The sequence below is a fragment of the Verrucomicrobium sp. genome (assembly GCA_028283855.1).
Lineage (GTDB): Bacteria > Verrucomicrobiota > Verrucomicrobiia > Methylacidiphilales > GAS474 > GAS474.
Genome location: JAPWJX010000003.1, coordinates 1,027,768 through 1,041,350, shown reverse-complemented (window position 1 = coordinate 1,041,350; position 13,583 = coordinate 1,027,768). Strand labels below are relative to the sequence as shown.

Genomic DNA, 13,583 nt, shown 5'->3' with positions numbered 1-13,583 from the left:
TTTAGACGGTTGCGGGGAAGCGCTGAAGCGAGAGGAGGAGGATCCGCTCGCAGAGTTCCGGGAAAGGGATCCCGGCGGCGGCCGCCGCCTTCGGCAGGAGGCTGGTGGCGGTCATGCCGGGGATGGTGTTCACCTCCAGGACGTAGGGATTGGAGTCGGCGTCGAGCATGATGTCGACGCGGGAGTAGACCTCGCAGCCCAGGGCGCGGTGGGCGCGCAGGGAGATTTCCTGCACGCGGCGGGTCAGCTCGGCGTCGAGCGGGGCGGGGCAAAGGTAGTCGGTCTTCCCGGCGGTGTATTTGTTCGTGTAGTCGTAGAAGCCTTCCTTCGGCGCGATCTCGACGATGGGCAGGGCCTCGCCGCCCAGGATGGAGACGGTCAGCTCCCGGCCTTTGATGTAGCGCTCGACGACGGCGCGCTCCCCCAGCTCGAAGGCCTTGTCCAGCGCGGGCGCCAGTTCCTTTTCCTCGAAGACGAAGCTCATGCCGAGGGAGGAACCCTCGCAGTAGGGCTTCACGACCAGGGGCGGCTGGAGGGCGGGGGCCGGATCGCCCCTGCCGACGGTGACGCCTTCCGGCGTGGGGATTCTCTCCCGGCGGAAGGCCTCCTTGCTGGCCTCCTTGTCGATGGCCAGGCGGCTGGCGGCGACGCCGGAGCCGCTGTAGGGGAAGCCGTGCTTTTCCAGGTAGGCCTGGACCTCGCCGTCCTCGCCGAAGGCGCCGTGCAGGGAAATGAAGACGAACTCGACGCCCGCGGGCAGGGTGAAGTCGCGGCCGGCCACGTCGATCTCGTCGACGGTGTAGCCGCGCTCGCGCAGGGCGGCGGCGCAGGCGGCGCCGGTGCGCAGGGAGACCTCGCGCTCGGCGGAGGGGCCGCCCTTGAGGACGGCGACGTGGGAGGGCTTGGCGCTCATTATTCCTCGTCCCCCAGGATGATGACCTCGGGCTCCAAATCGATGCCGCGCGCTTCCTTCACGCGCTGCTGCACCATTTTCATCAATTCGCGGATCTCCATGGCCGATGCGCCCCCATCATTCACAATAAAATTTGCATGTACATCGGAAACTCGCGCTTTTCCGAAATTTAAGTTTTTAAGGCCGGACTCATCAATAATCCGCCCGGCCGAGCCCTCCGCGGGGTTCTTGAAAATGCAGCCTGCGGACGGCGCGGCGGGCTGGCTGGTCCACCGCTTTTTGCTGAAGGTTTTCAGCTCCTCGTCAATCTTCGCGGGCTCCGTGGGCGTGCCGCGCAGGCGCGCGGAGAGGGCGATGTGGTCTTCCAAGAGCGGCACGCTGCGGTAGCGCACCTCCAGCTCGTGCCGGTCGTACGTCTTCACGCGGCCCTCGCGATCGACGACGCGCAGCTGCTCGACGACTTCCATCGTCCATCCGTGCATGGCCCCGGCGTTCATGCGCAGCGCGCCGCCTAGGTTGCCGGGGATCCCCTCCATGAAGGAGATGCCGCCCAGGCCCTTTTTCTTGGCTGCGGCGACGATGGCGCGCAGGGGCGCTCCCGCCCCGGCGGTGATCTGCTCTCCCTCGATCTCGATGCGGGAGAAGTAGGGGTTGCCCAGGTAGATGGAGAGCCCGGCGATGCCGCCGTCCCGCACCAGCAGGTTGGTGCCGCGCCCGATGAGGGTGACGGGCACGCCGTGGCGGTGGGCGTGGCGCAGGCCGGCGATGAGGTCTTCCTCGCTCGCGGGCTCGAACCAGAACTGCGCGGGGCCGCCGACGCGGATGGAGGTGTGCTTGCGCATCGGCTCCTGGCGCAGGAGCTTGCTCTCCGAACTCAATTGGGAGCGAAGCCCTTCATACCAGGCCAGCTCCTCGGCCAGGGCGGTGGCCGTCTCATGGATGTCGCCGGCGCCGAGGGTCAGGACCAGGTCTCCCGGCTCGATCTCCTGGGCGACGCGGCGGCGCAGGCGGCGGAGGCTCTCCTCATAGACGACGGAGGGGTGCCCGGCGGCCTGCACGGCCTCCGCGAGGGCCTGGCCGGAGACGCCCTCGATGGGCGCCTCGCTGGCGGCGTAGATGCCGGTGAGGAAGACCTTGTCCGCTTCCTGGAAGGCGGTGGCGAACTCGTCCTTGAGGGATTGGGTGCGCGTGTAGCGGTGGGGCTGGAAGAGGGCGACGATCCGCTTCCACCCGCCGGAGCGCGCCGCCGCCAGGGTGGCGCGGATCTCGGTGGGGTGGTGGGCGTAGTCGTCGACGACCATGAAGTTCTCGCTGCGGTATTTGGTCTCGAAGCGGCGGCTGGCGCCGCGGAACTCGCCCAGGGCGCGGGCGATGGCCTCCCGGCCCAGGCCCAGCTCCGTGGCCATGGCGATGACGGCCAGGGCGTTGCTGACGTTCTGGGAGCCGGGGATGGGCAGGTGGAAGCGGCCCAGCAGCTCACCCTCCCGCAGCACCTCGAACTCGGAGGAGAAGTCGCGGCTGACCAGGTTGACCGCGCGGTAGTGGGCCCCCTCTCCCAGCCCGTAGCCGATGGCGCGGGGGCGCTGGGAGCAGAGGAGGGCGGTGTTCTGGTCGTCGGCGCAGTAGATGACGGCGCCGGAGGTCTGGTCGAGGAAGCGGGAGAAGGTTTCCAGGATCGCCTTGATGTCGCCGTAGTGGTCGAGGTGCTCTTCCTCGATGTTGAGAAGGATGGCGTGGGCGGGGTGGAAGAAAGTCAAGGTGCCGTCGCTCTCGTCCCCCTCGATGACGATCTCCGCGCCCTCGTCCCACACGGCGCTGGCGCCCAGGACGGGCACCTCCGCGCCGACGTAGTGGCTGGGGCGGCGGCCCGCCTCGCGCAGGACGTGGGCCAGGAGGCTGGTGGTGGTCGTCTTTCCGTGCATGCCGGCTACGACGACGGCCTCTTTCCCGGGGCGGCGGGCCAGGACGGCCAGGACCTCCGCGCGGCGGGCGGTGGGGATGCCGAGCTTCCCGGCCTCGATCCGCTCCGCGTTCCCATCCCCGATGGCGGAGGAGTGGACGACCAAGTCGCAGCCCTGGACCCACTCCCCGCGGTGGCCTTCCTGGAAGGAAAGGCCCAGGGGGACGAGCTTTTCCAGGAGCGTGGAGCCGCGCAGGTCGGAGCCGGAGACGCGAAAGCCGTTGGCCAACAGGAGACGCGCCAGGGCGCTCATGCCGCTGCCGCCCACGCCGATCAGGTGGATGCGGGCGCCGGGCTGGGACAGGATGGACTCGATCTTTTCGCTCACCGCAACTCTCCTTTTTGGATTCCGTTCAGGACCGCCTCCGCCACGCGTCCGGCCGCGTCCGGCACCGCCAGGGCGCGGGCCGCGCGGGCCATTTCCTGGAGGCGGTGCTCCTCCCCCAGGACCCCGCGCACCGCGGCGTCGAAGGCCTGGGGAGTCAGGTCCTCCTGGCGGAAAAGGGAGGCCGCGCCGGCCTGCGTGAAGATCCGGGCGTTGGCGGTCTGGTGGTCCTCCGCCGCGGTGGGGAGCGGGACCAGGAGGCTGGGCAGGCCGTAGTGGGCCAGCTCGGTCAAGGTCGACGCGCCGGAGCGGCCCACGGCCAGGTCGGCCAGGCTGTAGATTTCCGCCATCTGCGCGGAGAAGGGGCGGACGTGGGCCAGGGCCTCGATGTCCTGGTAGGCGCGGGCGGTTTCCTCCGCGTCGGCCGCGCCGGAAAGGTGGATGAATTGCCAGGCGGCCAGCCGGTCTTTCCAGAGGGGGAGCGTCCGGCAGACGAGGCGGTTGAGCGCCCGCGCGCCCTGGCTGCCGCCGGCGACCAGCAGCGTCCGGCGGGAGGGATCGAGGCCCAGGGCGGAGGCGGCCTCCGCGCGGGGCACCTCCCGCAGCGCCCCGCGCACCGGCGTGCCGGTCACGGAGCAGCGGGCCGGGGAAAGCGCCGCCGCGCAGGCGCCGAAGCCGACCAGGACGCGGTCGACCCGCCGGGCGAAGAGGCGGGTGACGCGGCCGGGGACGGCGTTCGACTCGTGCAGGAAGGCGGGGATTTTCCGCCGTCCGGCGATCCAGAGGGGAGCGGCGCCGGTAAATCCGCCCATGCTCAGGACGGCGTCCGGGGCGTAGTCCTGGAAGAGGCGGCGGCAGGCGGAGGCGCTCCGCCAAAGCTTCAGGAAAAAGCCGGGCAGGCGGGGCCCCAAGCCGGGCCAGCCAACGGCGGGCAGGGCGCGGGAGGCGAATTCTCCCCGCCCCTCCAGGGCGGTGCGGTCGATCTCCTTTTCGGAGACCAGGAGGAGCGCCTCGTGCCCGCGGCGGCGGAGAGCCTCCGCCACGGCAAGGCCGGGAAAGAGATGCCCCCCGGTCCCCCCGCAGGCGATCGCGACGCGCATAGGTTCTAGATTCTCACCGTGGCCCCTTGGCCGCGGCCCTGGGGGAGGATGGTTTCGACCGGCTCGGGATCCTCGCAGACGCCTTGGCGCTGGAGGTTGAAAAGCATCCCGACGCATAAGAAACAGAAAAGGAGGTTCGACCCGCCGTAGCTGATGAACGGCAGGGGCAGGCCCTTGTTCGGCAGGAGGGCGGTGACGACGCAGAGGTTGACCATGGCCTGCACGGCCATGAGGGAGGTCAGCCCCGCGCCCAGGAGGACGCCGGTGGGATCGGGCGCGTGGAGGGTGATCCACCCGCCGCAAAGCAGGATGACGAGGAAGGCGAGGACCACCGCCAGGGAGACCCAGAGGCCCATTTCTTCCCCGACGATGGGGAAGATGAAGTCGGTGGGGGCTTCCGGCAGGTAGTACATTTTCTGCCGGCTGTTGCCCAGGCCCAGGCCGGTGGGCCCGCCGGAGCCCAGGGCGATGAGGGCCTGGTAGACCTGGTAGCCTTTCCCCGCCTTGCTCTCCTCCGGGTGGAGAAAGGCCAAGAGGCGGGCGCGGCGCTCCGGCATGGCCAGCGCCATGGCAAAGAGGCCGCCGAAGCCAAGGAGCGGCACGGGCAAAAGATAGCGTTTCGGCGTCCCCGCGACGAAGAGGAGGACGGTGAGCGCGGTGCAGAGGAGGGCGGCGCTGCCCAGGTCGCGCGAGACGACGAGGACCAGGACCAGACCCACCGTGACGGCGAAGGGGACCAAGACCCCCTTCCACAGGAGGCGGCGCTGGTAGCGCCCCAGCCAGGAAGCGGTGAAGAGGACCAGGGCCCACTTCACCACTTCCGACGGCTGGAGGGTCATGCCCCCGACGCTGATCCAGCGCCAGGAGCCGTTGACCTTCTTCCCCAGGTGGGGCACGAAGACCAGGAGCAGGAGGAAGGCGGCGCCGGCCAGAATCCAGCCGGAACGCCGCACGAACCAATGGTAGTCGACGCGGGAAACCACCGCGCAGGCTATTCCTCCCAGGATCATCCAGGCTCCCTGCTTCTGCAGAGCCCCGTAGATGGCCCCCGATCCCTCCGCGGCCAGTTTGCCGCTGATGCTCAGGAGCATCACGATGCCCAGGACCATCAGGCTCAAGACCGTGACGAGCAGGACGTAGCCGACCTGACGCTGGATGGTGCTGGGGTTCATCGGAGGGGGGAGGCTCTTACCGGATTACTTGTTGGCCGCGAGGCTGGAGGCCGACTGGCGGCTGGGGGCCGTGGCGGCGGGCATCACGTGCGTGGAGGATTGCGCGGTGGCGGAGTGGCCCGGGATGACCAGGACGGCGCCGACCTTCAGCTTGCGCGGATCGCTCAGCTTGTTGGCCGCCATGAGGGCGGAGGGGGAGACGCGGAAGGTCCGGGCAATCCGGGCCAGGGTGTCTCCTTTGACGACCTTGTAGCTCTTGCCCGCGGTCGCGGTGGCGGCGGGAGCCGCGGCGGCCACGGCGGTGCCGGCGGCGGAAGCGGCGGTGCCCTTCACGGCCAGCTTCTGGCCGACGCGCAGGGCGTTCCCCTTGAGGCCGTTGAGGGCCTTCACCTGGGCGACGGTCATGCCGTGGGCCTGGGCGACGCGGTGAAGGGTGTCCCCCTTCTTCACGACGTAGGTGGCGGCGGGAGCGGCGGCCTTGGCCGGAGCGGCGGCCTTGGCCGGAGCGGCGGCGACCGCCGGCTTGGCCGGGGCGATCGGAGCCGGGACGGGAGCGGCGGGCGCCGTGGCTTCCGCCAGCGCGGGGGCGGGCGGCAGGGCCGGAGCGGGATCGGCGGCGGCCGGGGCGGCGGGAGCGGTCACCGAGGGAGTCGGGATCGGCGCGGCGGCGACGGCGTTGCTGTCGATCGTGGGCGCGCCGTCCTTGGAGGCTTCCGGCGTACCGGCGGCGGCCAGGCCCGCGGCGGTCGGCTTGTCGATCGTGGCGCCGTCCGGGGCGGCCGCCTCGGGGGTCGTCCCCTCGGCGCCGGTCGTCGTGGCGACGTCAGTCGAGCCCTTGAAGAAGTGGTAGGCGCTGATGCTGCCGATCACCAGGACGTGCAGGGCGAGCACGGCGATGAAAACGGTGACCAGCTTGAGGCCGCCGGTGCCTTCGGACGCGCCCGATTCGACGAGGCCGTCGGACTTGGAGGCGGGCACCTCGTTGCGGAGGCGGAACCGGCCTTTCCGGGCCGCCAGGTTTTTGAACAGGTTCTTCATGTGGTTTCCTTTTGGATTTTGGGTTGGGTTGTTTTGGTTCGGTTTGACTAACGGAGTTTCAAGCTGGAGAGGGCCAGAAGGCCGCAGAGCAGGCTAATGATCCAGAACCGGATGGTGACCTGGGACTCGGCCCAGCCCTTCAGCTCGAAATGGTGGTGGAGCGGCGCCATGGCGAAGATCCGCTTGCCGGTCAGCTTGAAGGAAGCGACCTGGAGGATGACGGAGAGCGCCTCGACGACGAAGATCCCCCCGGCGATGACCAGGAGGAATTCCTGCGCCACGCAGATGGAGACGACGCCGATGGCCCCGCCGATGGCCAGGGAGCCGGTATCCCCCATGAAGACGCGGGCGGGGTGGCAGTTGAACCACAGGAAGCCGAGGCACGCCCCGATGAGCGCCGCGCAGAAGATGGAAAGCTCCCCCGCGTTGCGGATGTGGGAGACGAAGAGATATTGCGCCAGGTCTAGGTTGCCCGCGATGTAGGCGAAGACGGCGAAGACGAGCGCCACGGTCAGCGTGCAGCCGGTGGCCAGGCCGTCGAGGCCGTCGGTCAAGTTCACGGCGTTGGAGGAGCCGGTGACGACGAGGGAGAAGAAGAAGAGCGCCGCCCAGAAGCCGAGGTGAAGGAAGGTCAGGCCGCGGGTGAAGGGGATGTCGACGCGGGCGATCCGGTCGGCGTAGAGGGGATCGGAAAGGAGGACGCCGCCGACCACCAGCGCGGTGCCGACCTGGGCGACGATCTTCAGCCGCCCAGGGAGGCCCGCCGACTTTTTCTTGGAGACCTTCAAGTAGTCGTCCAGGAAGCCGACGCCGCCCAGGAAGACCATCGCGCCGAGGGCGAGCCAGACGAGGTTGGCCGCCTTAAAGTCGACCCATAGGAGGGAGCTGACCGCCACGGAGAAGATGATGAGGAGGCCGCCCATGGTGGGCGTCCCCTTCTTGCCCTGGTGAAGGGCGGCCAGGTCGCGCACCTCTTCCTTGCCGCGCAGGGGCTGGCCCATCTTCAGCCGGGTGAGGGCCCGGATGAGGGCGGGGGCGATGATCCAGGTGAAGATCAGCGCGGTAAGGGTGGCCGCCGCGGCACGGAAGGTGATGTAGCGGAAGACGTTGAACCCGCCGAAGTAGCCGCTGAGGTAGTGGAGGTAGTAAAGCATCTCGTGGGTCTAGTGAGAAAGGGTGGGGGCCTGGCCGAGAGCCGCCGCGACGGCCTCCAGCTTCATGAAACGGGAGCCTTTGATGAGGACGGTGTCGTCCTCCCGGGCCAGGGCGGGGAGCGCGGCGGCGGCCTCCGCCGTCGTGGCGAAGCGGCGGATTTCCTTTAGGCCGCCCTCGCGGGCGCCCGCCTCCAGCTCGGCGGCGTGCGGGCCGACGACGACCAGCAGGTCCGGCGCGGCCTGGGCCGCCGCCGCGCCGACGCGCCGGTGGAGGGCCGGGGCCTCCGCGCCCAGCTCTCCCATGGAGCCGAGGACCGCCACGCGGCGGCCCGGGGCGGGGAATTCCCGGAGGGAGGCCAGGGCCGCCTCCATCGACTCGGGGTTGGCGTTGTAGGAATCGTCGATGAGCCAGCCTTCCCCGCGCGGGCGGACTTCCATCCGGCCTCCGGCGAGGCGGACGGAGGAAAGGCCGGAGGCGATCTCCTCCACGGAAAGGCCCGCCTCCGCGCCGACGGCGGCGGCCAGGAGGGCGTTGCCGATCATGACGCGGCTGTGGACGGGCAGGAGGACCTGCGCGGCTCCCGACGGGCCGCACAGGCGAAAGGCGACGCCCTGCGGGGTGAAGCGGACGTCCTCCGCGCGCCAGGCGGCATCGGCGGCGGAGCCGGTCCAGACGATGCGGCAGCGGGCGCGCGCGCCGTGGCGGCGCAGGAGGGGGTCGTCCCCGTTGAGGATGGCCGCGCCGTCTTCCGGCAGGGCGGCGACGAGGTCGGTCTTCTCCTCCGCGATGGCCTCCCGGCTGCCGAGGTGCTCGATGTGGGCGGAGCCGACTCCGGTGACGACGGCGATGGAGGGGGCGGCCATGGCGGCCAGGGGGGCGATCTCCCCGCGGTGGTTCATCCCCATCTCGACAACGGCGTAGTCGGTCTCCGGCTCGATGCGCAGGAGGGTGAGCGGGACGCCCAGGTGGTTGTTCAGGTTCCCCTGGGTGGCGGCGACGCGGAAGCGGACGCCCAGGACGGCGGCGATCATCTCCTTGGTGCTCGTCTTGCCGCTGCTGCCGGTGACGGCGACGACGCGGGCGGCCCGGGCCTGCCGGTAGGAGACGGCGCAGCGCTGCAGGGCGGCAACGGTGTCCGAAACGGCGACCAGGCCGAAGCGGGGCGGCACGTCCGGCAGGGTGGCGCGGGCGCGGGAGACGATGCCCGCCACGGCGCCCTGCGCGGCGGCGGCGGCCAGGTAGTCATGCCCGTCGAAGCGGTCGCCGACGAGGGCGACGAAGCCGTCCCCGGGGCGGACGGTGCGGCTGTCCGTGTGGAGGCGGGCGACGGGCAGGGTCCCCTCCCCCTGGAGGATCGCCCCGTCCATCATGGCGGCCAAATCGCGGAGAAGGATCGGCTCCATATAATTAGGCGAGGATCTCCCCGACCACGTCGCGGTCGCTGAAGGGGTGGTGGACGCCGGCGATTTCCTGGGTCGACTCATGGCCCTTGCCCGCGATGCAGACGAGGTCGTCCGGGCCCGCTTCCGCGATGGCGCGGGCGATGGCCTCCCGGCGGTCGGCGATCCAGGCGGCCGGGGCCTCGGCGGGGACGCCCGCGCGCATGTCGGCGAAGATCTGCTCCTGGCTTTCGCCGCGCGGGTTGTCGGAGGTGAAGTAGACGCGGTCGGCCAGCTCGACGGCGGCGGCGGCCATGCGGGGGCGCTTGGTCCGGTCGCGGCTGCCCCCGCAGCCGAGGACGACGGCGAGGCGCTTCGGCCGCAATTGGCGCAGGGTGGCCAGGGCCTTGCGGACGGCGTCTTCCGTGTGGGCGTAGTCGACGACGACGGAGGGCTGCCCTTCCTTCCCGAAGCGTTCCAGACGGCCCGGCACGGCGGGCAGGCTTTCCAGGCGGGCGGCCAGCTCCTCCACCGGGCGGCCCAGGGCCAGGCAGGCGCCGAGCGCGCCGAGGACGTTGGCAACGTTGAAGTCCCCCAAGAGCGGCATGCGGACAGGGAGGCGAAGCTCCTTCCAAACCAGCTCGAACTCGGTGCCGCGCGGGGTGGTGCGGACGTTCTCGGCACGGAGCGGCGCGGCGGCGGCGCCGGAGGGGCTGAAGGCGATGACCTCGCCCGCCAGCTCCCCGGCCAGGCGGCGGCCGTAGGGGTCGTCCAGGTTGACGACGGCGGCGCGGGACTGGGAGAAGAGGAGCCGCTTGGCCTCGAAGTAGGCCTCCATCGTCGGGTGGTAGTCGAGGTGGTCGGGCGTCAGGTTGGTGAAGACGGCGGCGGCGAACCCGATCCCGGCCACGCGGCCTTGGTCGAGGGCGTGGGAGGAGACCTCCATGACGGCGGCGCGGCAGCCGGCGGCGACCATCTTGGCCAGCATTTCCTGGAGGTCTGAGCCCTCCGGGGTGGTGCGGGAGGCGGGGAGCGTCTCCGCGCCGGTCTGGTAGTGGACCGTGCCCAGGAGGCCGATTTTCCCGCCCAGGAGGTGCTGGACGACGAAGGCGGTGGTGGTCTTCCCGTTTGTGCCGGTGACGCCGACCATTTCCAGCTTGGCGGCGGGGTTGCCGTAATAGCGGCCCGCCAGGAGGGCCAGGGCGCGGCGGGCGTCCGGGACGCGGACGAAGGCGGCGTTCTCCGGCCGTTCCAATTCCCGCTCCAGGACGACGGCGGCGGCGCCCCGGCGGCAGGCGTCGGGGACGAACTGGTGGCCGTCGAAACCGGCGCCCTTCCAGGCGAAGAAGATGTCGCCCGCCTCGACGCGGCGGGAGTCGTAGCGGAGGGCGGAGAGGGGCCGGTCGACGGGGCCCTCGACGCGGGCCTCGGGCAGGACGGGGAGGAGGTCGCCCAGGGTCATGCTAGAAGCTCCCCCGCTTGGCCACGGGCCCCGCCATCTGGGCCGGGGCGCTCTGCGGCGCCAGGTTGAGAATGTCGGCGATCTGCGCGCCCATCTCGGAAAAGGCGGGCGCGGCGACCTGCCCGCCGAAGTAGTTGCGGGTCCGGGGCTCGTCGACCATGACGAGGAGGACGAACTGCGGGTCTTCCTCCGGCACGTAACCGATGAAGGAGGCCAGGTATTTGTCCGAGGAGTAGGAGCCGTGGATGAATTTCTGCGCGGTGCCGGTCTTGCCCGCCACGGTGAGGCCGGGGATGGCGGCCTTCACGGCGGTGCCGTCCTCGACGACGCCCGCCAGGGCGTGGGAGACCTGCACGGCGGTCTCCGGCCGGATGACGCGCTGGACGACCTGCGGGGGGAAATACTTGATGACGCGGCCCTGCCCGTCGGTGATCTCCTGGATGAGGCGGGGGCGGACGAGGCTGCCGCGGTTGGCGATGACCGACATGGCGGTGGCCATCTGCAGCGGCGTGGCGGCGACTTCCTGCCCCATGGGCACGCGGGTGGGTGAGAGCTTCGACCAGGCGGAGACGGGGCGCAGGACGCCCATGGCCTCCCCCTGGTGCGGGAGAAGGCCGGTCTGCTCGCCGAAGCCGAAACGGCGGGCGTAGTCGTAGAGGCGGTTTTCCCCCAGCTCCAGGCCGATCTTGGCAAAGCCGATGTTGCTGGAACGGGCCAGGACCTGGGCGACGGTAAGGGTGCCGCTGGGCTCGGCGTCGTGCAGCCAGTGGTCGGCGTAGAAGAAGCTGCCGTTTTCGCAGAAGATCTGGGAGTCGAGGTGGAAGAGCCCCTCGTTGAGGGCGGCGGAGAGGGTGACGATCTTGAAGGTGGAGCCAGGCTCGAACATGTCGGTCATGCAGCGGTTGCGGAAGGCCGCCATGGGGACGCCGGAACGGTGGTTGGGGTCGAAGGTGGGGCGGTTGGCCAGGCCGAGGATCTCGCCCGTCTTCGGCCGCATGCAGATGGCGTAGACGCCGGCGGGGTGGTATTTCTCCACCAGCTTGTCCAGGCCGTCCTCCAGGACGTGCTGGACGGCCATGTCGAGGGTGAGGACGACGTTGTAGCCATCGACCGGCTGCTGGTCGCGCCCGCGGTAGCCCGCGATTTCCCGGCCGCGCGGGTCTTTCTCGATCCACTGCTCCCCGGGGATGCCGCGCAGGAAGGCGTCGCCCGTGTTCTCCACGCCGGAGACGCCCTTTTCCTCCCCGCCGAGGTAGCCGATCAGGTGGCTGGCGTGGGAGCCGTTCGGGTAGGTGCGCAGGTAGTGCTCCTCGATGGTGAGGAAGGCCTGGGGCTTGAGGCGGGCCTTGTCCCAGGCGGCGCACTTGCGGCGCTGGAAGTCCTTGAGAGAGGAGACCTGCTCGTCGGTGACGTCGCGGGCCAGGAGCTGGTAGCGGTTCTCCGGCTTGAAGATCTTGGAGAGGCTGCCCGGGGCGGCGCCCAGGAGGTGCTCCATCTCCGGCAGGGTTTGGCCGGGCTGGAGGAGGTTGCGCCCGTCGACGCGCACGTCGTGCAGCACCTGCGTCTCCGCCAGGATCTGGCCCTGGCTGTCCAGGATCATGCCGCGGCGGGCGGGAAGCTCCACGCGGTCGCAGTGGTTCTCCATGGCCAGCAGGCGGTAGTGCTCATGCTCCGCCAGCTGGATCTGGACGAGGCGGTAGGAGATGAGGGTGAACCCGAACGACAGGAACACGAAGACCCACAGGGCTCGGTTCCGCAGCATCATGGGGCCACTCCGCCGACGCGGGGCACCGTGGTGCTGGCCATGCCGAAGCTCTCCATGCGGACGATCTCCAGCTGGCCGATGTTGACCAGGCCGCTGCGCAGGCCCAGCCGCTGCTGGAGGGCCTGGAAGGAGGTGATGCGCGCCAGGTTGCATTGGAGCTGCTGGTTGCGCTTCTGCCAGGAATCGAGCTCGACCTCCCGGTCGTGGACCTCGGCCGCCAGGCGCAGGACCTTGTTCTTCAGCACGACGTAGCTGCCCAGGAGGGCGCAGGCCAAAACGAGGATGGCGATCCAGCGGGTTACCGCCGCCCAGTGCAGGGTGTGGGTGGTGCGGACGCGGTTGCGGCTCATGCGGGGAGCCCTCCCTTCTTCCACGCCACGCGGAGGCGGGCGCTGCGGGCGCGCGGGTTTTCGGAAAGCTCGGCCTCGTCCGGGAGGGCGCGCTCGACACGGGAAAAGACGTGGCCGGGATTCGGCTTCGGCACGGGGTCGAAGGCGGGGGTGGGCAGGTGGACGCGCGCGCCCTCCCGCATGAAGTGCTTCACCACGCGGTCCTCGCCGGAATGGAAGCTGATGACGGCCAGGACGCCGCCGGGGCGGAGGATTTCCGTGGCGGTGGGCAAAGCCTTTTCCAGGGCCTCCGGCTCGCGGTTGACCCGCATGCGAAGGGCCTGGAAGACTTGGGTGGCCGGATGGATGCGGCCGTGGCGGCGGCGCGGGAGCGCGTCGGCGACGACTTCCGCCAGGTCGGCGGTGGTGGCGATGGGGCGGTCGAAGCGGCGGGTGATGATGGCGCGGGCGATGCGGCGGGCGTCGCTCTTCGGCTCGTCGCCCAGGGTCATGAAGAGCTCGACCAGCTCCTCCTCCTCGAGGCGGCCGACGAGCTTGGCCGCGGTCTCCTCCTGCCGCTGGTCCATGCGCATGTCGAGCGGGGCCTCGTGGCGGAAGCTGAAGCCGCGCGCGGGATCGTCAAGCTGGGGGGAGGAGACGCCGAGGTCCAGGAGGACCCCGTCGACCTCGTCCCAGCCGATCTCGGCGGCGCGGGCGGCCAGGTCGCGGAAATCGCTATGCGCCGCCTTCATTTGCGAGGGAAAGGAGTCCTGCAGCCGGGAGGCCGCCGCCATTGCCGCCGCGTCCCGGTCCAAAGCCAGCACCAGGCAGCCCCGCTCCAGGAGCGCCCGCGTGTGCCCGCCGCGCCCGAAGGTGCCGTCCACCCAGCGGGAGCCGGGCGCCGGCTTGGCCAGATCCAGGAAGGCGGCCAACAGAACGGGAAGGTGCGAAGGGGAGGGCATCGGTGCGGCGCATGGTTGGTGCG

Annotated in this window: 11 protein-coding genes; all 11 read right to left on the bottom strand. The window is 70.4% G+C overall.

What is annotated here, in order from left to right:
• Position 1: 1 nt before the first annotated feature.
• From PW734_06270 to rsmH, 11 genes are read right to left on the bottom strand one after another with little or no spacing between them, the layout of a single operon-like run.
• Positions 2-913: a D-alanine--D-alanine ligase gene (locus tag PW734_06270; protein ID MDE1170801.1), complete on the bottom strand. Its 912-nt coding sequence runs from the start codon at positions 911-913 to the stop codon at positions 2-4.
• Positions 913-3,201: a UDP-N-acetylmuramate--L-alanine ligase gene (gene murC, locus PW734_06265; GenBank protein MDE1170800.1), complete on the bottom strand. Its 2,289-nt coding sequence runs from the start codon at positions 3,199-3,201 to the stop codon at positions 913-915. The genes PW734_06270 and murC overlap by 1 nt, the downstream gene beginning before the upstream one ends.
• Positions 3,198-4,298: an undecaprenyldiphospho-muramoylpentapeptide beta-N-acetylglucosaminyltransferase gene (gene murG / locus PW734_06260; GenBank protein ID MDE1170799.1), complete on the bottom strand. Its 1,101-nt coding sequence runs from the start codon at positions 4,296-4,298 to the stop codon at positions 3,198-3,200. Before murG ends, murC begins: the two co-directional genes overlap by 4 nt.
• A 5-nt stretch (positions 4,299-4,303) precedes the next feature.
• The gene (locus PW734_06255; GenBank protein ID MDE1170798.1) at positions 4,304-5,470 is read right to left on the bottom strand and encodes a putative peptidoglycan glycosyltransferase FtsW; all 1,167 of its coding nucleotides are present in this window, start codon (positions 5,468-5,470) and stop codon (positions 4,304-4,306) included.
• Between the two features lie 24 nt (positions 5,471-5,494).
• Complete coding sequence (locus PW734_06250) at positions 5,495-6,508, bottom strand: LysM peptidoglycan-binding domain-containing protein (GenBank protein MDE1170797.1); 1,014 nt, start codon at positions 6,506-6,508, stop codon at positions 5,495-5,497.
• Between the two features lie 47 nt (positions 6,509-6,555).
• A complete protein-coding gene (gene mraY, locus PW734_06245) occupies positions 6,556-7,662 on the bottom strand; it encodes a phospho-N-acetylmuramoyl-pentapeptide-transferase (protein MDE1170796.1) in 1,107 nt (368 codons plus the stop codon).
• 9 nt (positions 7,663-7,671) lie between these two features.
• Positions 7,672-9,066 (bottom strand): UDP-N-acetylmuramoyl-tripeptide--D-alanyl-D-alanine ligase, encoded by a 1,395-nt coding sequence (locus PW734_06240; protein ID MDE1170795.1) that lies wholly within the window; start codon positions 9,064-9,066, stop codon positions 7,672-7,674.
• A 4-nt stretch (positions 9,067-9,070) separates the two neighbouring features.
• Positions 9,071-10,504, bottom strand: a complete 1,434-nt coding sequence (locus PW734_06235) for a UDP-N-acetylmuramoyl-L-alanyl-D-glutamate--2,6-diaminopimelate ligase (GenBank protein ID MDE1170794.1) — start codon at positions 10,502-10,504, stop codon at positions 9,071-9,073.
• Position 10,505: 1 nt separating this feature from the next.
• Positions 10,506-12,269, bottom strand: a complete 1,764-nt coding sequence (locus PW734_06230) for a penicillin-binding protein 2 (protein MDE1170793.1) — start codon at positions 12,267-12,269, stop codon at positions 10,506-10,508.
• Positions 12,266-12,619 (bottom strand): hypothetical protein, encoded by a 354-nt coding sequence (locus PW734_06225; GenBank protein MDE1170792.1) that lies wholly within the window; start codon positions 12,617-12,619, stop codon positions 12,266-12,268. Before PW734_06225 ends, PW734_06230 begins: the two co-directional genes overlap by 4 nt.
• A complete protein-coding gene (gene rsmH, locus PW734_06220; GenBank protein ID MDE1170791.1) occupies positions 12,616-13,560 on the bottom strand; it encodes a 16S rRNA (cytosine(1402)-N(4))-methyltransferase RsmH in 945 nt (314 codons plus the stop codon). Before rsmH ends, PW734_06225 begins: the two co-directional genes overlap by 4 nt.
• Positions 13,561-13,583: the final 23 nt, after the last annotated feature.